Below are 20,163 nucleotides of genomic sequence, written 5' to 3' on the forward strand. Positions count from 1 at the left end.
GGAATCGGTCGTTGCCGCATTTTGCCCACATCAAGGCGACAAATGTCCTCGTTCGTGCACTTGCCTGACCTTGAACGCGACGGGGTGTCGTTTAGGAAAGTGACGGACTTTCGACTGGAGCGGGCATGATTCGGCTTATCGGCTATTTCTTTGGCATCGGCACGGCGCTTGCGCTGCTCGTGGCTGGTGCCGTGGCCGTCTATATCGGCAATCTGACCAAGGATTTGCCCGATTACGAGGTGCTGGCCAAATATGAGCCGCCGGTGACGACGCGCATTCATGCCTCGGACGGTTCGTTGATGGCCGAGTACGCGCATGAGCGCCGGCTTTATCTGCCGATCCAGGCCGTTCCGGATCGCGTCAAGGCGGCCTTTCTTTCGGCCGAAGACAAGAATTTCTACAACCATCCGGGCATAGACGTGACCGGACTTGGCCGTGCCGTCGTCACCAACCTGCAAAACCTCGGCTCCGGCCGCCGGCAGGTCGGCGCTTCGACGATCACGCAACAGGTCGCCAAGAACTTTCTTTTGACCTCGGACCAGACCTACGAGCGCAAGATCAAGGAAATGATCCTGGCGTTCCGCATCGAGCAGGCCTACCCGAAGGACCGTATCCTCGAACTCTATCTCAACGAGATTTTCTTCGGCCTCGGCGCTTATGGCGTGGCGGGTGCCGCGCTCACCTATTTCGACAAGTCGGTCAACGAACTGACCATCGCGGACGCGGCATATCTGGCCGCTTTGCCGAAAGGGCCGTCCAACTACCATCCGTTCCGGCATACCGACCGCGCCATCGAGCGCCGCAACTGGGTGCTCGACCAGATGGTCGACAATGGCTACGTGACGCGCGAGGAAGGCGAAAAGGCCAAGGCTCAACCGCTCGGCGTCACCCCGCGCCGCAATGGCACGTACCTGTTTGCCGGTGAATACTTCACCGAGGAAGTGCGGCGCGAGATCAGCGCGCGCTATGGACAGAACGCGCTTTACGAAGGCGGGCTTTCGGTGCGCACCACGCTCGATCCCAAGTTGCAGTTGATCGCGCGCAAGGCCATGCAGAGCGGCCTGATCAAGTACGATACGCTGCGTGGTTATCGCGGGCCGGTGACCGCAATCGACGTTTCGGGCGACTGGGGCGTGCCGCTGGGTGCCGTCAAGGGCCTGGACGATGTACCTGAATGGACGCTTGCCGTTGTTCTGGACAGTTCCGACACAGGGCTTCGGATCGGCCTCCAGCCGGCAAAGCAGGCCTCGGGCGAACTGGTCGAGGAGCGCGTCGAGGCAACCGTCAGCAAGGAAGACATGGCATTTGCCATGCGCCATGTCGTCGACGGCAAGACCGTCAAGGCCAAGTCTCCGTCTGAGGTATTGAAGCCCGGCGACGTCGTCTTCGTTCAGAAGCGCGACGATGCAGAAGGTGCCTATGCCTTGCGCCAGGCGCCGGAAGTCGAAGGCGGCATGATCGCCATGGATCCCCATACCGGGCGCGTCCTGGCCATGGTCGGCGGTTTCTCCTACGCGGAGTCGGAATTCAACCGCGCCACGCAGGCTATGCGCCAGCCGGGATCGTCGTTCAAGCCGATCGTCTACGCGGCGGCGCTGGACAACGGCTACACGCCGGCATCCGTCATCATGGACGGTCCGATCACCATCCAGAGCGGCAATACCACCTGGACGCCGAAGAACTACGACGGCCGTGCGGCTGGCCCCTCGACATTGCGGAACGGTATTGAAAGGTCGCGCAACCTTATGACCGTGCGTCTTGCCAACGACATGGGCATGAAGCTTGTCGCCGAATATGCCGAGCGCTTCGGCGTCTACGATCATCTGGCACCCTACCTGCCGATGGCGTTGGGTTCGGGCGAAACCACGGTGATGCGCATGGTTTCGGCCTATGCGATCATGGCCAATGGCGGCCGCTCGATCAAACCGTCGCTGATCGACCGTATCCAGGACCGCTACGGCAAGACCGTGTTCAAGCATGACGAGCGCAGTTGCGAAGGCTGCAACGCGGCCGAATGGCAGGACCAGCCGGAACCTGAACTGGTCGATAATTCCGAACAGGTCCTCGACCCGATGACGGCCTACCAGATCACGTCGATGATGGAAGGCGTGGTTCTGCGCGGCACCGCCACCACGGTTGCCGAACTCGGCCGCCATATTGCCGGCAAGACCGGCACGACCAACGACGAGAAGGACGCGTGGTTCATCGGCTACACGCCGAACCTTGTCGTCGGTCTTTACATGGGCTTCGACAAGCCAAAGGGGCTCGGGCGCGGCACCACCGGCGGTGGCCTTGCCGCGCCGGTCTTCAAGGATTTCATGCGCGTGGCGCTCGAAGGAACGCCCAATGTCGACTTCAAGGTGCCCGAGGGCATGAGCCTTGTCGCCATCGACCGCAAGACCGGCATGCAGGCGGCGGAAGGACAGGCCGGAACCATCATCGAGGCCTTCAAGCCCGGCACCGGGCCGGCCGATTCCTACTGGATCATCGGCATGGGCGAGGATGGTTCCAACGGTTCGGGCGAAGCCCTGTCGCCGCAGGCCAATCAGGCCATCCAGTCGGGTGGCGGCGGCCTCTACTGAGGCTGCGCCGGCCCTTTCGAACATGCGCGTCGCTGGCCCTTTTAGAGCGCAAGCCGGCGCCTTGCCATTTCGCTTTACAGGCGATGCGGGCATGCCTATGTATCGCGCCAAGCAAATCAAGCCATTGATGAACGGGTAGAGCGTCTAGAGCCATGCGCGCGGAAACGCAGAACATTGTCGACGAGATCAGGCAGGCCATAACCCTGCTGAGGAGGCATCTTTGACTGGGATCAGGCGCTGAAACGGCTTGAGTACCTCAACGTTCTTGCCGAAGATTCCAATCTCTGGAACGACCCGCTGGAAGCGCAGAAGCTGATGCGCGAGCGCCAGTCCCTCGAAGACGGAATCGGCGCGGTCAAAGGCCTGACGCAGGCTTTGGAAGACAATCTGGGCCTCATCGAACTGGGTGCGGAGGAAGGCGACGAAGGCGTCGTCGCCGAGGCCGAAGGCGCCCTGCGCGCGATGCGCGGCGAGGTCAAGGCCAGGCAAGTCGAGACGCTGCTTTCGGGCGAGGCCGATTCCAACGACACTTACCTCGAAGTCCATGCGGGCGCGGGCGGCACGGAGAGCCAGGATTGGGCTTCGATGTTGCTGCGCATGTACACGCGCTGGGCCGAGCGCCGCCGCTTCAAGGTCGAAGTTCTGGAAATCCATGACGGCGAAGAAGCTGGCATCAAGTCCGCGACCTTGATGATCAAGGGTCACAATTCCTATGGCTGGCTAAAGACCGAGTCCGGCGTGCATCGACTGGTGCGCATTTCGCCCTATGACAGCAATGCGCGCCGCCACACGTCGTTCGCCAGCGTGTGGGTCTATCCGGTGATCGATGATTCGATCCAGATCGACGTCTCCGAATCCGATGTGCGCATCGACACCTATCGTTCGTCCGGCTCAGGCGGGCAGCACGTCAACACCACCGATTCCGCCGTCCGCATCACCCATATCGCCACGGGCATTGCCGTTGCCTGCCAGGCGGAGCGCTCACAGCACAAGAACCGGGCCAAGGCTTGGGAAATGCTGCGCTCGCGGCTTTATGAGGAAGAACTGAAAAAGCGCGAAGCGGCGGCCAACGCAACGGAAGCCTCGAAGAGTGACATCGGTTGGGGCCATCAGATCCGCTCCTACGTGCTGCAGCCCTACCAACTGGTCAAGGATTTGCGCACCGGGGTCGAAAACACCAATCCCAGCAGCGTGCTCGACGGCGACCTGGACGAATTCATGGAAGCCTCGCTGTCGCAGCGCATCGAAGGCGCTTCCGGCGAGGCGGTAGCCGATCTCGATTAGAGCCGTTTCCGTTCGGCGGTGAAACGCGAAAGCGCGCCGCTCTCAACCGGATTCATGCAACGACCGTAAGCCGTTGGTTTTACATGTTTTGTGCATCCGTCAGGAGATGCGAGGCGATCTGCCATCGCGACATCTCCTGACAGGCATTGTCAGGAGGCCCGGTATATGCTGCCATCATCGACAGCACATTCGAGGGCCGAGCCATGCGCATCAAGGGAAGCTGCCACTGCCGCGCCACTACCTTCGAGGTCTCCGAGGCGCCGCGGACTGTGACGCGGTGCACCTGTTCCATCTGCTCCAAACGCGGCGCGCTTTGGGCCTACTACCGCCCGGATCAGTTCAAGCTGACCAGTCCGCCCGAGAACGTTTCGGCCTATCGGTGGCAGTCAAAGATGGTCAAGCACGGCTTCTGTGCGATCTGCGGCTGCGGGACCTTTACGGAATCGCCGGACTGGTCGACCGGCGAGCCGGATTTCGACAACCCCAAGATCGCGGTCAATGCGCGGCTGTTCGATGATTTCGACCTTGACGCTGTCGAAGTGGTGGTGATCGACGGAAAGAACCTCTGGTAGGTTGCCCAGGCAGAAATTTCCCTTCCCGATTGCGACAAAGCGGGCGGGAAAGCCTTTCCCGTTCCGTATTTTGCCGCATTGTGTGCTACAACACAGCCGGAAGGGTGGTACGGTGCGCATTGCGCGCCGCAGTTTTACGAGGGACAAGCTTATGAAGACAAAAACTTTGATCGCCGTAATGATGGCCGGCGTGTTTGCCGCGGCATGCACCACCGACCCCTATACAGGTCAGCAGAAGGTTTCGAACACGGCAGCGGGCGCTGGCATCGGCGCGCTCGCCGGTGCGGCTCTAGGCACGCTGGCCGGCGGCAACGATCGGCGTAACGCCCTGATCGGCGCCGGCGTTGGCGCTCTCGCGGGCGGCTTGGTCGGCGCGAAAATGGATCAGAACGAAGCCGAATTGCGTGCCCAGTTGCAGGGCACCGGCGTCAGCGTCACGCGTGTCGGCGACCAGATCATGCTCAACATGCCGTCCGACATCACGTTCAACGTCGACCAGGACGCCGTGAAGCCCGGCTTCTATCAGGTGCTGAACTCGGTGGCGCTGGTGCTGCGCAAGTACAACCAGACGCTCGTCGACGTTTACGGCCATACCGATTCGACCGGCAGCGACCAGCACAATTTCGACCTGTCGCAGCGCCGCGCTCTGGCGGTTGCCAACTATCTGGCCGGGCAGGGCGTCGATCAGCGCCGCTTTGCCGTCACCGGCTTTGGCGAATCCCGGCCGATCGCTTCCAATGGTACGGAGCAGGGTCGCGCGCAGAACCGCCGCGTCGAGATCCAGTTGTCGCCGCTTACCTGAGCGGCTTGATTGCTGTCGCCGGGCGCACCGCGCCGCCCGCGATACGATCCTTCGGCATCAACAAAAAAGGGCGGGAATTTCCCGCCCTTTTCGTTTCCTGTACGCTTTTAAGCGTCGCGATCATTCAGATTCGTTGGCCGCGCTCGTTATCCCGAAACCGGTTCCCGCTTTCGGGCGACATTTGGCGTTACCGCAACCGGCCGCTGGCATGCGCCAGCATGGTGTAGACCTTGCCGGTATCGGAGGTCAGGTAGGTCTGCGTCATGATGTTGTCGCGATCGTTGCGGGCAACGTCCTTCAGCAACTTCTCGAAGTCGTCGCAATAGCGGTCGACCGCGGCCCGGAACTCGGCCTCCGCCTGATATTTGCGGCGGATTTCATCGAATGTCTGCTGGCCTTTCAGCGTGTAGAGGCGGCGCGTGAACACGTCGCGTTCGCCACGGCGATAGCGGTTCCACAACTCGATCGAGGCTTCGTGGTCGATGGCCCGCGCAATGTCTACCGACAGCGAATTGAGCGATTCCACCACATGCAGCGCCGAGCGCTGCGCAGGGGCCGCGCGAGGTGCTTCGGCCGGCGCTGCCGGCTTTTGGCCGTCGTCGCGTGAGGCGCCGGTCAGCAGGTCGCGCACCCAGCCGTTCTGCTGTGTGCGGCCGCCTGCCTCCCGCTGGCGGACCGCCGTGTCGGACCGCTCAGTGGCTTCGAGCGGGCCACGCAGCGCGACATTGCCCAGGGGCTGCTGCGGGACAGGTTCCGGCTGTGCCGGCCGGCGTTGTTGTGGCTCAGGTGCCCTTGCGGCTGGCGCCTGTGGTGCCGGGCGCGAGCCGCGAGGCTCGGACACGTCCACCGCGCGGCCCGATTTTGCAACGATATCCGACAGTTCCTTCAGGGCGTTGATCTGCTCGGAAACGGCCCGGCGAATGGCCGTGGTCGATTCCTTGGCTTCCTGCGGCATTTCCACCACGCCACGCTTCAACTCTGCGCGGGTGAGGTCGAGTTCGCTCTTGATGGAGCCGGCGGTGCGGCGCATCTCGTCGGTCGCGTCGGCAAACTTCTTGGTTGCCGATTCGATGGTGTCGTTGATTGCCGCACGGATCTTGTCGGCCGATTCCAGGGTCTTGCCTTCGGCGCCCTGCAGCGTCCTTGAAACGAGCGTTTCGAACGACTGCATGACCTTTTCGAGGTCTTCCGACTTCTTGACCAGGCCAACCGCCAGATCGTCCAGCGAAGTCTGGCGCTCCAGCGTGTGCTCGAGGTTGCTTTGCGCGGCGCTCAGCAGTTCCGACGCGCTTGCCAGCAGGCGGCTGTGCTCGTCGAACTTGGTGGCGATGGATGCCACTTCGCGCAGCGTCGACGACGACAGTTCGGTAAGCCGCGAGGTGTTGGAATCGACGAGGCGGGCCGAGCTTGCGAAGGTCTGGGCCGCTTTCTCGGTCGTTACGGCGAAGCTTTGCGTGCTGTTGACCAGGCGTTCGTCGACCTGGCCAAGGTTGCTCGCGGCCCGCTCGACCAGTTCGTTCAACTGCGTGCTCGATACCGTCATGCGGCCGATAAGGTCGGTGACGCTGTCGGCCAACGTCGCACGGGCGCTGTCCACGGTAGACAATGTCTCGGCCGTACGGCTTGCGAGTGCGTCGGCAAGGGCCGCGTTTTCCACGCGCAGCTTCTCGGTGGTGCGTTCGGCGGCTTCCTCCATGCTCTTTTGCAGTTCGGACCCGCCTTCGGCAAACCGTTCGACCAGTGGGCGAGCCGTCTCGTCGAGGATCCTGGTGATCTCGGCGGAACGGGCGGCCAGCATCTCGTTCAATTCACGCGTGTTGGCGCCGATGGTCTTGGCCGCGTCGTTGGTGCTTTGGCCGATGTGCTGGCCCACGGCCGTGAAGGTTTCGGCAATGACGTTGGCGCGCGAAACCAGTTGGCCCTCGGCCTGCGCGATATGCTCGCCAAGCTTTTCGCCCATCGTCTGGGCAGAGTGGGCGAAGCGGTTCTCGGCGTCGGCGATCTGGTCGCCGATCCGGCTGGCGGCGGCAGCAGCACTTGCGCTCAGGCGCTCGTCGGCTCCGGAGAGCACGTCTTCGATGCCGCGTGCATGAGCGGCAAGCTCCTGACCGGTCTGGGCCACCCGTTCAGCAACCTGACGTTCCGTGTCGGCGAAGGCGCCGACGATGCTGTCGGCATGCTGGCCGATAGCCGAGGCGGTGTCGGCGATGCGCGACACCATGCGGTTGTCGGCATCTTCGAGCACACGGCTGATTTCGGCCGCGCGGCCCGTCAGCGCCTCCGAGCCTTCGGCAATGCGGGCCATGAGTTGCTGGTCGGCCGTATCGAAGATATGGCCGAGGTCGGCGGCGCGCGCGGCCAGGGCTTCGGCGGATTCGCCGATGCGGGTGCCCAGCCTTTCGTCGGCCTCCTCGAAGTTGCGCAGGATGTCGCCGGCGCGGGCGGCAAGCGACTGTGCCGTTTCGATTGCACGCTGAGCCAGGCGCTGGTCCGCCACCTCGAACGTATCGGCGATCGTGCCGGCGCGGGCGGCCAGTTGCTCGGCGGTTTCTTCCGCACGCGCCAGCAGCATGTCGGAGGTGTCCTGAGCCCGTGAAGCCAGACGCCCGTCGGCTTCCTCGAAGGTGCGCGCGATGTCTTCGGCGCGCGCAAGCAAGGCGGCCGATGTCTGCTCGGCGCGTTCCGCCATCTTGCGGTCGGCGTCGGAGAAGGCGGCGCCCGCTTGCTCGTGAAGTGCTGCGGTAACCTCGAGCACCTTGTCGCGCAGGGAAGAGGCGACGACCACGGCGCTGCGTTCGAGAACGCCCTTGATGCCTTCAACGCCGGTGGAAAGCGCGCGCTCCATCGTTCCGGCGCGCTCCTCGATGATGCCGGTCTGCCGGTTGAAGGCTTCCTCGATCTTTTCGACGTCGCCGGCAATGCTGTCGGAGATGCGTGTGCTGCTGGCCGCGATCCGGTCGATATGATCGGTGACCGCAAGGTCGATCTCGCGGCGAGCGTCCGCAAGCTTGGCAACCTGACCGCTGATGGCCGTGTCGATTTCACCGCGGTTTTCGGCCAGTTTTTCGAGGTCGGCTTCCAGGGCGCGTCTCAGGATGTCGCGGCCTTCGGCAAGCTTTTCGACCTGGCCGGCGACAAGACCGTCGATGCCGGAACGGCTTTGCGCCAGTTTATCCAGGTCGGCTTCGAGCGCTTGCGAAAGCGCGCCGCGATCCCTGGTCAGCCTTTCCATGTGTTCGTGGATAAGCCCGTTGACACTGGCGAGGTCGTTTTCCAGCGCCCGCGACAGTTCTGCGCGATCGTCGGCCAGCCTTTGCGTCTGGCTTGCAATGGCGTCTTTGACCGAAGAGAGGTCGTTTTCCAGCGCACGCCTGAGAATGTCACGGCCTTCCGCCAGTTTCTCGACCTGACCCGCGACCAGTCCGTCGATGCTGGAACGGCTCTCGGCCAGCTTGGCCAGATCGTCTTCCAATGCCTTCGACAAGGCGAGGCGGTCTTGTGCCAGCCGATCGGCGTGGGAGCCGACCAGGCCGTTCACATTGTTGAGGTCGTCTTCCAGGGCGCGAGCAAACTGCTGGCGGTCGCTGGTCAATTGCTGGGACTGCACGGAAATGGCGTCCTTGATCGTATTGAGGTCCTTTTCCAGCGCACGCCGCAGAATATCGCGGCCTTCCGCCAGTTTCTCGACCTGACCGGCGACCAGTCCGTCGATGCTGGAGCGGCTTTCCGCCAGCTTGGACAGGTCGGCTTCAAGTGTCTGCGCCAACAGGTTGCGGTCGTCGGCAAGCTTGCCCGAATGGTCGGCGATCAGCTTGTTGATGTTGGAAAGATCGGCATCGAGCGCCTGCGAAAGCACGGCACGCCCTTGCGCGATCTTCTCGACCTGACTGGCGACCAGCCCGTCGATGCTGGAGCGGCTTTCCGCGAGTTTGTTGAGATCGACCTCGAGCGAGCGTGCCAGAATGTTGCGGCCCTCGACAAGTTTTCCAACGTGGCCGGCGACCATTTCATCAATAGTTGCACGGGCTTCCGCCAATCTGCCGGAGTCTTCGTTGAGTGCATCGAAAAGCCGCCTGCGGCCTTCATCCAGCCGCTCCAGGTGGCTGCCCAGTGACGCATCTATCGCGGCACGCGACTCGTTCACCTTGCGCAGGTCTTCTTCAAGCGCGCGCGAGATCAGGCTGCGGCCTTCGGCCAGCTTTTGAACTTGGCCGGTCACGGCGGCGTCGATTTCGGCGCGGCCTTCGGCAAAGCGGGCCAAATCTTCCTGCATCGCGGCCGCCATGCGGTCGCGTCCCTCGGCCAGTTTCAGGCTATGGTGTTCGACGGCTTCCTCGATGCCCGAACGGGCCTCCGCAAGGCGGACGATGTCGGCGTCGAAGGCGCGCGAAACGGAATGGCGCGCAGCTTCCATGCGGCCGGCGAAGTCGGTGGCGCGTGCTTCCAGCATGGTCGAGGTGGAAGAGATGATGTCGGCCATGTCGGCGCCGATCTGCGTCTTGCCCTGGTCGATGAGGGCAGCTAGCGAATCCTTGCCTTGCGTGAAGGCACCGGCGATGTCGCGGGTGCGTTCGACCAGCGTCTCGTTGATCTGGCGGGCGCGGGCCTCCAGTGCGGCATTGAGCTTTTGCGTGCCTGTGTCCAGCGCTTCGGCGCGGGTCTGGAATTCGCTGATCAGTTCCTGGCCGCGTTCGGCAAGCGTGCGCTCGATGCCCGAGAGCGAGGCGTCGAACTCCGAACTCAGCGTGCGCGCCGCGCCGCCAAGCAGGGAAACCATGCCCGCGGTGCGATCGTCGAGCAGTTCGGTCAGCGAACGCGTCAGCCCGTCGGTGCTGTCGGTCAACTTGGCGATGCGGGTGTCGAGAAGGCTGGCGAAGGCCTCGCCGGAGGTCGACAGCCGGTCGGTGATCGAATCGAGACGGGTTTCCACCGAATCGAAGATCGACATCGAGCTTTCGTTGATGCGATCGATCAGCGAGTCGCCGGAATCGGTGATGGTCAGCGACAGCTTGGTCGATGCGCCAAGAATGCTTTCGCGAATGAGATCGCCGGCCGAACTGATTTCCTCGCGCAACGTCTCGTGCGCACCGGTGATCGAGGCGCGGACGCGCTCGGCATGGCTGACCACGGCTTCGCGCTCGCTGCCCAGCCCGTCCACCAGTGAACGGATGCGGGCCTCGTTTTCGGAATAGGAGCGCTCGATCTGGTTGACCTCGCTGTGGACCAGAGTTTCGAGTTCAACGGCGCGCGCCAGCGTGCGCTCGATGCCTTCGCCCATCGCCGCGACCTCGCGGCGCACGGCTTGGCCGATCATCATGACGCGGTCCTGCGCCATATTTTCCGGCTCGGCCAGGCGGAAAGCCATCTCGGTCATCGACTGGGCAGCAATGCGCATGTCCTGCGCGCGCCGGATCATGGCGGCGAATGCCCAAAACAGGATGACGGGCAGGATTGTCGCAACCAGAACGCCGATCAGTTCAGGCCGGGCAAGGAATTGCCCGATCGAACGAACCTGCCAGATGCCAGAACCGAACATAAGGTTCGCCAGCGCCGCAGCGCCTGCCACCCAGGCCAGCGAAACGAAGGCAACGACCCAGTAGATGCCGTTCGAGGCACGCCGGTTCAGGCTGTGCTGCAGCGACTTGTAATCTTTCTGCCGGTCGTCGTTGGCCGGTGCAAAACCGTTCGGCTGTGCCGTGTTGCGCGGCTCTACCGGGCGCAGGCTGGAAGGCTTGGGGGCCGGCATCGCCGCTGCCGCCGGGGCAGGAGCGGGCGTATCCATCGCCTGTGCCGGTTCGGCCTTTTCGGTCTTGCTGGCGCGCGCCAACTCGTCCGCCGCCGCGGCAATCTGGGCCTCAAGGTCTTCCATCGAGGCAGCGATGTCGAGGTCGCCGTCATCGACGGCGCTGAGATCGAAATCGAGTGCTGCTTCGAGTTCCTTGGCAACTTCCTTGTCGAGGGACTTCGCCGTCGTGGTTTTCTTCGCCATGCCTTCGCTACCCTGTACTAGATGCCGTGGAGCGTCTTATTTTTGTTTTCACGCCCGACATACGAGGCTGAATATGAACCCCGCGTATCGTAATGACACAGGGGGGTAAAGAAAACATGCATTCCGCCCGATACGTAAAACTTTAAATATAAGGTTAACGCAGGCGTGACTTCTGCGGGCCCGCTGAAAGATTTTTTTGGCAGCCGGGCGAGCGTCTAAAACGCGATATCCATTGGATTTTGCCACGCTCAACCGCTATCCGTAAAGCCTTGAGTGCGGTTTGGGAGTTCGGCAACGATGAACGAAGTTGAACGGGCGATGGCGCCCGGATCGGTAGAGCAAGCCTGTAAACAATCGCGGGCGCCGATCGACCTCGATCATCTTCATCGTCAAACGATGGGCGACAGCGCGCTCGGGCGCGAAGTGCTTGACTTGTTCATCGAACAGTCGCTGTCGGTGCGCGATCAACTGGCCGGAGCCGCGCCACGGCAGCGGGTCCTTTTGGCACACGGGCTGAAGGGCGCGGCGCGCGGTGTGGGGGCTTTCGCCATTGCCGAATGCGCCGATGCCATCGAGCGCAACCCGGATGATCCCGATCATGTCGAACGTCTCGCCAGCCTTGTTGAGGACGTGCGCGCCTTTGTCGCTGCGCTGAATGGCTGATTGCTGCGGCATGAACGTGCGAAAAACGCCATGGTACGCCGGTTTCGCGCCACAGTTGACTTGCTGGGCAGAGTGATTATCTCGGCGGGGTTCCCCCTAGGTTGCAAAGTGACAATGACCAAGCTGACTTTCATCGCCTTTGACGGCACCCGTTTCGATGTCGATGCCGAAAATGGCTCGACCGTCATGGAAAATGCCATCCGCAACGCCGTGCCCGGCATCGAAGCCGAGTGCGGCGGCGCCTGCGCCTGCGCCACCTGCCACGTTTACGTCGATGACGCCTGGACGGATGCGGTCGGCGAACCGGCGGCGATGGAAGAAGACATGCTGGACTTCGCCTTCGACGTCAGGCCGACCTCGCGGCTCTCCTGCCAGATCAAGGTGCGCGACGAGTTCGACGGTCTCGTCGTCAGCGTTCCCGAGCGGCAGGGCTGACCCAATCACCGGCTGAGCCTTTGGCCGGCTGGCGCTTGGCAGTTGGCTGCCGGTAATGCACTGTTGCCCGATCTTGCAGATCGGGGCGCTTGCCATGGCCACTATCACCAGAACGGATGTCGTCATCGTGGGGGCAGGGCCGGTTGGCCTGTTTGCCGTGTTCGAACTTGGCCTGCTCGACCTGAAATGCCACCTGATCGACATTCTCGACCGGCCGGGAGGGCAGTGCGCCGAACTCTACCCGGAAAAGCCGATCTACGACATTCCGGGTTGGCCCAGGATTTCGGCGCAAGGCCTTGTCGACAAGCTGATGGAGCAGGCCGCTCCCTTCAAGCCGCAATTCACCTTCAACCGCATGGTTTCCAGCCTCGAAAGGCTGGATGACGGCTCCTTCCGTCTGACCACGGATGAAGGCGAGGTGCTGGAGGCCAAGGTCGTGGTCATTGCCGCCGGCGGCGGCTCCTTCCAGCCCAAGCGGCCGCCCATTCCCGGCATCGAACCTTATGAAGGCAAGAGCGTCTTTTACTCCGTGCGGCGCATGGAGGAATTTCGCGGCCACGATCTGGTCATCGTCGGCGGCGGCGATTCGGCTCTCGATTGGACGCTCAATCTGCAGCCGATCGCCAACAGTGTCACTTTGGTACACCGCCGCCCCGAATTCCGTGCCGCGCCCGACAGCGTCAACAAGATGTACGCCATGCAGGAGATGAAGCAGCTCGATTTCCAGGTCGGGCAGGTGACGGCTCTGGCCGGCAAGGAGGGGCGACTCGCCTCGGCCACGATCAAGGGCGCCGATGGCGATGTCGAGGTACCCTGCACCCGCATGCTGCCGTTCTTCGGCCTGACGATGAAGCTCGGGCCGATCGCCGAATGGGGCCTCAACCTCAATGAGAACCTCATCCCGGTCGATACGGAGAAATTCGAGACCTCGGTGCCGGGCATTTTTGCCATCGGCGACATCAACTCGTATCCCGGCAAGCTCAAGCTGATTCTGTCGGGCTTTCACGAAGCGGCCCTGATGGCGCAGGCCGCCAAGCGCATCGTCAGTCCCGGCGAACGCATCGTCTTCCAGTACACGACGTCGTCGACCAACCTGCAAAAGAAGCTGGGCGTCGTGGAATGATTGGCTATTCCACGACCGCCGGCGCCGCTTCCCGGTCGTAACCGCGCAATGGTTTTTCAGGCATCAGCGACAGAATGACGAACGCCAGGATCATCATCACCGCTGTCGCGAAGAAGATTGCCGCAAACGACGCGTCGGTGCCGGTATGCGCGGCATGGACGCCTTCTCCGGCCAGCGGAAGGCCGTAGCCCAGCGCCACCGCTCCAAGTGCCGCGACGCCCAGCGCGCCACCCAGGGAACGCAGGAAAGTGAGCACGCCGGTGGCGACGCCGAGATGCGCGCGGTCCACCGCGTTCTGCACCGAAACGGTCGAAACCGGAAAGACCGTGCCGGTGCCGAAGCCGATGCATGCGGTCAAGAATTCGACCACCACCAACGAGGTGCGGTCGGCCACCAGACCCATAAGCCCGAGGCAAACGACGCTGAATATGACGCCCAGCAGCGCGATACGCTTGTAGTGGGCGAAGCGGGGGATGAGACGCCCGCTGAGCGAAGCGCCGGCGACCGTTCCGAGAAGCAGGCCAAGCATGGCCATGCCGGCATCGGCGGGGGAGAGGTCGAGCGCCGATTGCAGGTAGACCGGCAGATAGACCGCCAGCCCGATATTTCCGGCCTGCAACAGGAACATCGAGATCGTGCCGGTCAACACGATCCTGTTGCTCAGCACCTCAAGGGAAATCAGCGGCTCGTCCGCCCGGTAGAGCCGCAACGCAAAAAGACCCCAGAACACCGCCGATACGGCAATGAGGCCGGCAATCTCGGGCGAGGCCCATGCGTAACGGCTGCCGCCCCAGTTCATCGCCAGCAGCAGCAGCGATGTCGCCGCGACGAGGAGCAGCGCGCCCCAGCCGTCGATGCTGTGACGGCGGATGGCAACCGGAAGCTTCTTCAGCGGGTTGCTGATGATCGCCATCGCCAGCAAGCCGAGTGGAATGTTGATCCAGAAGATCAGCGACCAGTGCAGGTGCTCGGCAAACAAGCCGCCGAGAAGCGGTCCGGCGATGCTGGCAACCGCCCATGTGCCGGAAATCCAGGCGGAATAGCGCGCCCGCTCCAGCGGTGGCACGAGGTCGCCGATGACGGTCTGCGTCAATGCGAACAGACCGCCGCCGCCAAGCCCTTGCACGGCCCGGCCAGCGACCAGCACCAGCATGTTGGGTGCCATCGCGCTGATCACCGATCCGGCGAGGAAGATGAGTATGGCGGCGAAGATGACCGGCCTGCGTCCGTAGATGTCCGAGATCTTGCCGTAGAGAGGGGCCATGGCGGTCGCGGTCAAAAGATAACCGGTAACGATCCATGGCAGGTATTCGGCGTTGCCGAGGGCGGCAGCCATCGTCGGCATGGCCGGCGCAACGATCGTCTGGTCGAGTGCCGCCAAAAGCATCGACAAGAGAACGCCGGCAATGATGACGTTCTTTTCGCGCTCGGTAAGCGCCGGTTCATGGAAGACGTTTTGACTGCTCGGCTCGTCCATTGACCCACTCAATTCGATTGCGCCAGCCCCGGCGTAGCGGCGCGGCGTGTTTCATGCCGCAAGCAGCATCATCCGGCCGGAGCCGTCGTTGAGTTGGCTGTGGACCTCGCCATCAGGCGGGCTTCGGATCCTCAAGGTCGGGATCGCCGGACTACCAACCGGCTCGCGTTTCTCGAAACAGCGGCGCGTGCAATAGCAAACGGCGCGTGAAGTGTCGAGCGAAGGATGCGCGCCATACCGGTATTTGACCGCCGGGTATTGCGCAAAGGGCTTTCGGGAGCGGACGGTTCCGGGGTCAGCGCCCCGCCTGCGATTGCTCGATGCGGTAGCGCAGCAATCTCAGGATACGGCTTTCGAAATTGATCGTTTCGACCCGGTCGAAATGCATTTGCGCCTTGTCGTGCCTGGCAAGGACGGCGTCGGTGATGTCCTTGGCCTTGGCTTGTGCCATCTGGCAGGTCTTCTGCCGGCCGACCGCCTTCAGCTTGGTTTCAAGTTCGCGCGCATGGGCCTTGGCGATATCGACGTGATGTTCCTCATGCCGCTTGATGTCGGAAAACAGCGTGTTCCAGAACAGGCGCACATCCGGTTCGGCCTTCCTGCGCGGCCGCCATTTCGGCAGGATCACCTCGACCTTGACTGTCGTTACCGCCGATGCGATCCGGCAAGCGGAGCGCTCCTGCGCGTAGCCGATCTTGGTGGTGAACGCCATGCGCGTCGCGCCCGGATGCCTTGTGCCGGTGCCGCCCACATGGGGGCCGTGCGTGGTCAGATCGTCCTGGATCTGATCGTAGGTCGTGCCCCGGACGGTGAAGTAACTGTAGCTCTTGGCAACGGTGGCGGCGCTGGCTGGACATGCCCCCAGGGCAAGAAGTATAAATGAGAGGAAAGTTTTTTTCACAGCATTCTCTCTACATTCACCTTGCTTTACGGGCCTATAAAGCGCAACGGAAATCAAACTCGGCTGGTAACGGTTGAACGGCAACGATGATGAGACGATGGCAGTTGGCGCATGGGCGTCACCTTGATCTCGGCGCCAGGGCCGTCGTGATGGGCATCCTCAATGTGACGCCGAACAGTTTTTCCGACGGCGGCCGGTTCGATACGACGCAGAACGCGATCCGGCAAGCCCACCGCATGGTCGAAGAAGGGGCGGCCATTGTCGATGTCGGTGGCGAATCGACCGGGCCGAAGGCTGCTCCCATAAGCGCCAAAGAAGAACAGGCGCGGGCGCTGCCGGTCATCGAGGCGTTGGTCGAGTGGGGCAAGGCGCTGGTTTCCATCGATACCTACCGGGAGGAAACCGCGCGGCTGGCGGTTGCTGCCGGTGCCCATATCGTCAATGACGTGTGGGGCCTGCAACGCGAACCGGGCATAGCCCGGGTTGCGGCGGAAACCGGGGCAGGGCTCGTCATCATGCATACCGGGCGCGATCGCCAGAAGCTCGACGATCCGATCGAGGACCAGTTCGTCTTTCTCAAGAAATCGCTGGAGATCGCCCGCCATGCCGGCATCGACGACGACCATATCGTGCTCGATCCCGGTTTCGGCTTCGCCAAGGAAACGGCGGAAGCCAATGTGGACATCATGGTGCGCTTCGAGGAATTGCATGCGCTGGGCTTCCCGCTGATGGCTGGAACGTCGCGCAAGCGCTTCATCGGCACGATCACTGGCCGTGAAGCCCCGGACAGAGCGGCAGGCACGGCGGCGACAAGCGTCATCTTGCGGCTGAAGGGCGCGCAGCTTTTTCGCGTCCACGATGTCGCAATCAACGTGGATGCGCTGGCCATGGCCGATGCTATGTTGGCGCGCGATTCTCAAATGGCTAGGCACTGAAAATGTATGTCATTCGCATGAAGAACTGTGCCTTCTTTGCCCGGCATGGCGTGCTGGACGAGGAGGAGGCGCTCGGTCAGCGCTTCTATGTCGATGCCGTGCTGGAGGTCGACCCCAATCAACCGCTCGAGGCCGATTCCATCCACGCGACCGTGGATTATGGCGTCGCGTTTCAACTGATCGAACAGATCATCACCGGCGACCGACGGTTCCTGATCGAGACGCTGGCGCTCGATGTGGCCAAGGCGATTTCACATCGCTTCCCCCAGATCAGGCGCGCCGAGATCACCGTGCGCAAGCCGAATGCGCCGGTGCGCGGCGTTATCGATCATGTCGAGGTGACCGTTGTCTGGCCGCAATAGCACGGTCTTCATCAGCCTGGGGGGCAATCTCGGCGATCCGAAGAAGTCCATGGCGTCGGCACTGCGGCTGTTGGCTGCTGCTCCGGGCGTCGAGGTCGTGGCGGTATCCTCGCTTTATCGGACGCCGCCATGGGGCAAGCTCGACCAGCCGGATTTCCTCAATGCGGCAGCCGAACTATCGACCTCGCTGTCGCCGCACGATCTTCTCGACCTTTGCCTGGAAACCGAGCGCAAGCTCAAACGCGTGCGCGAGGAGCGCTGGGGGCCACGGGTCATCGATCTGGACATTCTCGTCTTCGGGGATCGCGTCATCCACGAAACCGGGCTTGAAGTGCCGCATCCGCGTATGCTGGAGCGGGCCTTCGTGCTGGCACCGCTGGCCGAGATCGCGCCGCAGCTTTCGGTTGACGCAAAGCGCGTGTCCGACCGGCTGGCCGGCGTGGACGCGGCCGGCATCGAACGCCTGCCGTCCGGCCGTGACTGGTGGCGCTCCTGACGCCGCCGCTATTTCGTTCGTTCAGCCGGCGAAGCCGCCGCCGTCCAGAAACGCTTTCTCGTCCGGCGTCGTCTGGCGTCCGAGTTGCGGATTGCGGTGCGGAAAACGGCCGAAACGCTCGATGATTTCGAGATGATCGACGGCATATGAAAGATAGGCCTCGGCATAGGCCTTGTGCAGTTCGACGGACTTTTTCTGGTCGGCGAGGTCTTCCGAATGCTCGAAGGGCAGGTAGAAGAACACCCGGATTTCGGCATCCACCCCCAGATCGTGCCCCAGAGCAATGGCTCTTGCCGCATAGTGACGGGCAAGCGGATCGGTGGCGAACATATGGCCGGTGCCGCGAAAGCAGTTGCGCGGAAATTGGTCGAGCAGGATCATCAGCGCCAGCGCGCCCTCGACATCGTCGACCCAGCCGTCCAGTTCGCGCCGGGCTGCTGCATAATGCAGGTCGAGAAAATCGCTGCGGAATTTCGCATCGAAGCCTGCATCCTTGGTGAACCAGGCGTCCGGCCCGGCTTCGCGCCAGAATTTGGTGACGGAAAGCGCGCGTTCGTCGATCTGGTTCATCTCGTCTCCTGAATGGCGGACAGGTTAGTCGGCCGGGGCCTGCTTGCCAAGCACGCCGGCGGTTTCCTCGTTGAGCGCCTGGCCGGGGCGTCGCGGCTGCGCCACGGGTGCCGGTACGGGCGTTGCGATATTGCCTTTCATGAAGTTGCGGCCGTCGCGAATATCGCCGGTAATCTGCAACTCCAGCCGGGCCGCATCGCGGCGGCGCACGTCCTCGACCACTTCGGCGACCACTTCGGGATCGGTGCCCAGAGCTTCCAGCGTTGATCCGCCGAACACCAGCGCCGATTCGAATGTCTCGCGGATCTGGTATTCGACGCCTGCATGGATCAGTTGCAGGGCGGTGCCGCGATCGTAGGCGCGGGCCATCACCGTCACCAGCGGAAATTCCGCCTTGACCAGTTCGGTGATGCGGATGGCTGTTTCGGCCTTGTCGACGCAGATCAGCACGGCGCGCGCGTGACCGAGGCCGGCTGCGTGCAGGATATCCAGCCTTGTGCCGTCGCCGTAATAGACCTTGAAGCCGAAATCGGCCGCCGCCTGGATCATCTCGACATCGTTGTCGATGATCGACACGTCGACGCCGCGCAAAAGCAGCGGCTGGCTGGCAATCTGGCCGAAGCGGCCGAAGCCGATGATCAGCACCGATCCGGTCAGGCCGTCTGCGACATCGACCCCTTCCAGCGATTGTTCGTCACGCGGGATCAGGTATTTCAGGCAGATGATGGCCAGCGGCGTCAGCACCATGGAGATGATGATGATCGCGGTCAGGGTGGCGTTGGCCTCGGCATCGATGATGCCGACGGCGGCAGCGGACGAATAGAGCACAAAGGCGAATTCGCCGCCTTGCGCCATCACCACGGCGCGTTCCAGCGCTTCCCGGTGGCTCGTCTTGAGGAAGCGTGCGACCGCATAGATGCCGATTGCCTTTGCGGCCATGTAGGCCACGACGTACACGGCCACCAACTGCCAGTTCTGGGCCACCACACGCAGGTCGAGGGCCATGCCGACAGCAAGGAAGAACAGGCCGAGCAGCACGCCGCGGAACGGTTCTATGTCGGCTTCGAGTTGATGGCGGAAGGTCGATTCAGACAAAAGCACGCCGGCCAGGAAAGCTCCCATGGCCATCGACAGGCCGCTCGACTGCATCACCAGTGCCGATCCCAAAACGACGAGCAGGGCTGCGGCGGTCATCACTTCGCGGGCGTGCGCGTCGGCAAGGATGCGAAACAACGGGTTGAGCAGGTAGCGGCCGGCAAGGATCAGCGCGACGATGGCGCCGACGCCGATGGCGATCTCGCTCAGCCGCCCGGCCAGCGTCGTTTCGGCGCCGCTGGGCGCCAGGAAGGCCACCAGCGCCAGCAGCGGCACGATGGCCAGGTCCTCCAGCAGCAGGATCGACACCATGCGCTGCCCCTTGGGGAGCGCGATCTCGCCGCGCTCTTCCAGAAGCTGCATGACGATGGCGGTCGATGTCAGGACGAAGCCGGCCCCGGCAACGAAGGCCTGCGCGACCGGAAAGCCACCCAGCCAGCCGACACCGGTCAAAAGCATGGCGCAGACGCCGACCTGAAGCGCGCCCAGGCCGAAGATCTCGCGCCGCAAGCCCCATAAGCGCGACGGCTGCATTTCCAGGCCGATGATGAACAGGAACATCACCACGCCAAGTTCGGCTATGTGCAGGATCGCCTCGGACTCGGAGAAAACGCCGAGGCCGAACGGGCCGATGACGAGGCCGGCGGTCAGATAGCCAAGGATGGAGCCAAGGCCGATCCGCTTGAAGATCGGCACCGCGATAACGCCCGCTGCCAGAAGCGCCACCACGTAGAAAAGCTCGCTGCCGGATGCTTCTGCTGCCATTGGAGGGTCCCGCTCGATTTGGGGCTGTGAATGCGCTGGAGTGGCGAAGATAAAAGCTTGGCGGGCGATCGAACAACAATAATTCGAAAACCCTTCGACAGGTCTTTCCCGC

The 20,163-nt window shown here is 62.8% G+C and carries 15 protein-coding genes; 10 read left to right on the forward strand and 5 right to left on the reverse strand.

Features of this window, described 5'->3' with window-relative positions:
* Nucleotides 1-125: 125 nt before the first annotated feature.
* The 4 genes from ASD64_RS16620 (at nt 126) to ASD64_RS16635 (ending at nt 5,240) form a co-directional block, all read left to right on the forward strand.
* Nucleotides 126-2,582, forward strand: a complete 2,457-nt coding sequence (locus ASD64_RS16620) for a penicillin-binding protein 1A (protein ID WP_056107034.1) — start codon at nt 126-128, stop codon at nt 2,580-2,582.
* A gap of 152 nt (nt 2,583-2,734) precedes the next feature.
* Nucleotides 2,735-3,866 (forward strand): peptide chain release factor 2 gene (gene prfB / locus ASD64_RS16625; protein ID WP_156460193.1). Its coding sequence is split into 2 segments (ribosomal slippage): nt 2,735-2,800 and nt 2,802-3,866, totalling 1,131 coding nucleotides; the frame shifts between segments, so codons are not numbered across the junction.
* A gap of 203 nt (nt 3,867-4,069) precedes the next feature.
* Nucleotides 4,070-4,438: a GFA family protein gene (locus tag ASD64_RS16630; RefSeq protein WP_056107183.1), complete on the forward strand. Its 369-nt coding sequence runs from the start codon at nt 4,070-4,072 to the stop codon at nt 4,436-4,438.
* A 151-nt stretch (nt 4,439-4,589) separates the two neighbouring features.
* Entirely contained in the window at nt 4,590-5,240 is a 651-nt protein-coding gene (locus ASD64_RS16635; protein ID WP_056107038.1) for an OmpA family protein, read from the forward strand.
* Nucleotides 5,241-5,427: 187 nt separating this feature from the next.
* On the opposite strand, the gene ASD64_RS16640 is transcribed toward ASD64_RS16635, so the two are convergent.
* Nucleotides 5,428-11,229, reverse strand: a complete 5,802-nt coding sequence (locus ASD64_RS16640; protein WP_056107040.1) for a kinesin — start codon at nt 11,227-11,229, stop codon at nt 5,428-5,430.
* A 297-nt stretch (nt 11,230-11,526) separates the two neighbouring features.
* Between ASD64_RS16640 and ASD64_RS16645 the strand changes: the two genes are divergently transcribed.
* From ASD64_RS16645 to ASD64_RS16655, 3 genes are all read left to right on the forward strand, one after another.
* On the forward strand, nt 11,527-11,892 hold the full coding sequence (locus ASD64_RS16645) for an Hpt domain-containing protein (protein WP_056107043.1): 366 nt from the start codon (nt 11,527-11,529) through the stop codon (nt 11,890-11,892).
* A 114-nt stretch (nt 11,893-12,006) separates the two neighbouring features.
* The gene (locus tag ASD64_RS16650; protein ID WP_056107044.1) at nt 12,007-12,327 is read left to right on the forward strand and encodes a 2Fe-2S iron-sulfur cluster-binding protein; all 321 of its coding nucleotides are present in this window, start codon (nt 12,007-12,009) and stop codon (nt 12,325-12,327) included.
* Between the two features lie 94 nt (nt 12,328-12,421).
* Nucleotides 12,422-13,450, forward strand: coding sequence for an NAD(P)/FAD-dependent oxidoreductase (locus tag ASD64_RS16655; RefSeq protein WP_056107186.1), 1,029 nt, complete (start codon nt 12,422-12,424; stop codon nt 13,448-13,450).
* Nucleotides 13,451-13,454: 4 nt separating this feature from the next.
* Here the strand turns inward: ASD64_RS16655 and ASD64_RS16660 are convergent, their stop codons facing one another.
* Both ASD64_RS16660 and ASD64_RS16665 read right to left on the reverse strand, forming a co-directional pair.
* The gene (locus ASD64_RS16660; RefSeq protein ID WP_056107046.1) at nt 13,455-14,927 is read right to left on the reverse strand and encodes an MDR family MFS transporter; all 1,473 of its coding nucleotides are present in this window, start codon (nt 14,925-14,927) and stop codon (nt 13,455-13,457) included.
* Nucleotides 14,928-15,222: 295 nt separating this feature from the next.
* Nucleotides 15,223-15,828, reverse strand: a complete 606-nt coding sequence (locus ASD64_RS16665; protein WP_056107047.1) for a DUF922 domain-containing Zn-dependent protease — start codon at nt 15,826-15,828, stop codon at nt 15,223-15,225.
* Nucleotides 15,829-15,914: 86 nt separating this feature from the next.
* On the opposite strand from ASD64_RS16665, the gene folP reads away from it, so the two are divergent.
* From folP to folK, 3 genes are read left to right on the forward strand one after another with little or no spacing between them, the layout of a single operon-like run.
* The gene (gene folP / locus ASD64_RS16670; protein ID WP_056107049.1) at nt 15,915-16,763 is read left to right on the forward strand and encodes a dihydropteroate synthase; all 849 of its coding nucleotides are present in this window, start codon (nt 15,915-15,917) and stop codon (nt 16,761-16,763) included.
* Nucleotides 16,764-16,765: 2 nt separating this feature from the next.
* A complete protein-coding gene (gene folB / locus ASD64_RS16675; RefSeq protein ID WP_056107051.1) occupies nt 16,766-17,125 on the forward strand; it encodes a dihydroneopterin aldolase in 360 nt (119 codons plus the stop codon).
* Nucleotides 17,109-17,621 (forward strand): 2-amino-4-hydroxy-6-hydroxymethyldihydropteridine diphosphokinase, encoded by a 513-nt coding sequence (gene folK / locus ASD64_RS16680; RefSeq protein WP_056107053.1) that lies wholly within the window; start codon nt 17,109-17,111, stop codon nt 17,619-17,621. Before folB ends, folK begins: the two co-directional genes overlap by 17 nt.
* A gap of 21 nt (nt 17,622-17,642) precedes the next feature.
* Here the strand turns inward: folK and ASD64_RS16685 are convergent, their stop codons facing one another.
* Together ASD64_RS16685 and ASD64_RS16690 are read right to left on the reverse strand one after the other, a co-directional pair.
* A complete protein-coding gene (locus ASD64_RS16685) occupies nt 17,643-18,191 on the reverse strand; it encodes a DUF924 family protein (protein ID WP_056107055.1) in 549 nt (182 codons plus the stop codon).
* A 24-nt stretch (nt 18,192-18,215) separates the two neighbouring features.
* Nucleotides 18,216-20,051, reverse strand: a complete 1,836-nt coding sequence (locus ASD64_RS16690) for a monovalent cation:proton antiporter-2 (CPA2) family protein (RefSeq protein ID WP_056107057.1) — start codon at nt 20,049-20,051, stop codon at nt 18,216-18,218.
* Nucleotides 20,052-20,163 lie beyond the last annotated feature (112 nt).

The sequence above is a fragment of the Mesorhizobium sp. Root157 genome (assembly GCF_001427385.1).
Lineage (GTDB): Bacteria > Pseudomonadota > Alphaproteobacteria > Rhizobiales > Rhizobiaceae > Mesorhizobium.

Coding starts and splice junctions, on each gene's coding strand:
- ASD64_RS16620 (WP_056107034.1), top strand. CDS start 126: ATGATTCGGCTTATCGGCTATTTCTTTGGCATCGGCACGGCGCTTGCG.
- ASD64_RS16630 (WP_056107183.1), top strand. CDS start 4,070: ATGCGCATCAAGGGAAGCTGCCACTGCCGCGCCACTACCTTCGAGGTC.
- ASD64_RS16635 (WP_056107038.1), top strand. CDS start 4,590: ATGAAGACAAAAACTTTGATCGCCGTAATGATGGCCGGCGTGTTTGCC.
- ASD64_RS16640 (WP_056107040.1), bottom strand. CDS start 11,229: ATGGCGAAGAAAACCACGACGGCGAAGTCCCTCGACAAGGAAGTTGCC.
- ASD64_RS16645 (WP_056107043.1), top strand. CDS start 11,527: ATGAACGAAGTTGAACGGGCGATGGCGCCCGGATCGGTAGAGCAAGCC.
- ASD64_RS16650 (WP_056107044.1), top strand. CDS start 12,007: ATGACCAAGCTGACTTTCATCGCCTTTGACGGCACCCGTTTCGATGTC.
- ASD64_RS16655 (WP_056107186.1), top strand. CDS start 12,422: ATGGCCACTATCACCAGAACGGATGTCGTCATCGTGGGGGCAGGGCCG.
- ASD64_RS16660 (WP_056107046.1), bottom strand. CDS start 14,927: ATGGACGAGCCGAGCAGTCAAAACGTCTTCCATGAACCGGCGCTTACC.
- folP (WP_056107049.1), top strand. CDS start 15,915: ATGATGAGACGATGGCAGTTGGCGCATGGGCGTCACCTTGATCTCGGC.
- folB (WP_056107051.1), top strand. CDS start 16,766: ATGTATGTCATTCGCATGAAGAACTGTGCCTTCTTTGCCCGGCATGGC.
- ASD64_RS16685 (WP_056107055.1), bottom strand. CDS start 18,191: ATGAACCAGATCGACGAACGCGCGCTTTCCGTCACCAAATTCTGGCGC.
- ASD64_RS16690 (WP_056107057.1), bottom strand. CDS start 20,051: ATGGCAGCAGAAGCATCCGGCAGCGAGCTTTTCTACGTGGTGGCGCTT.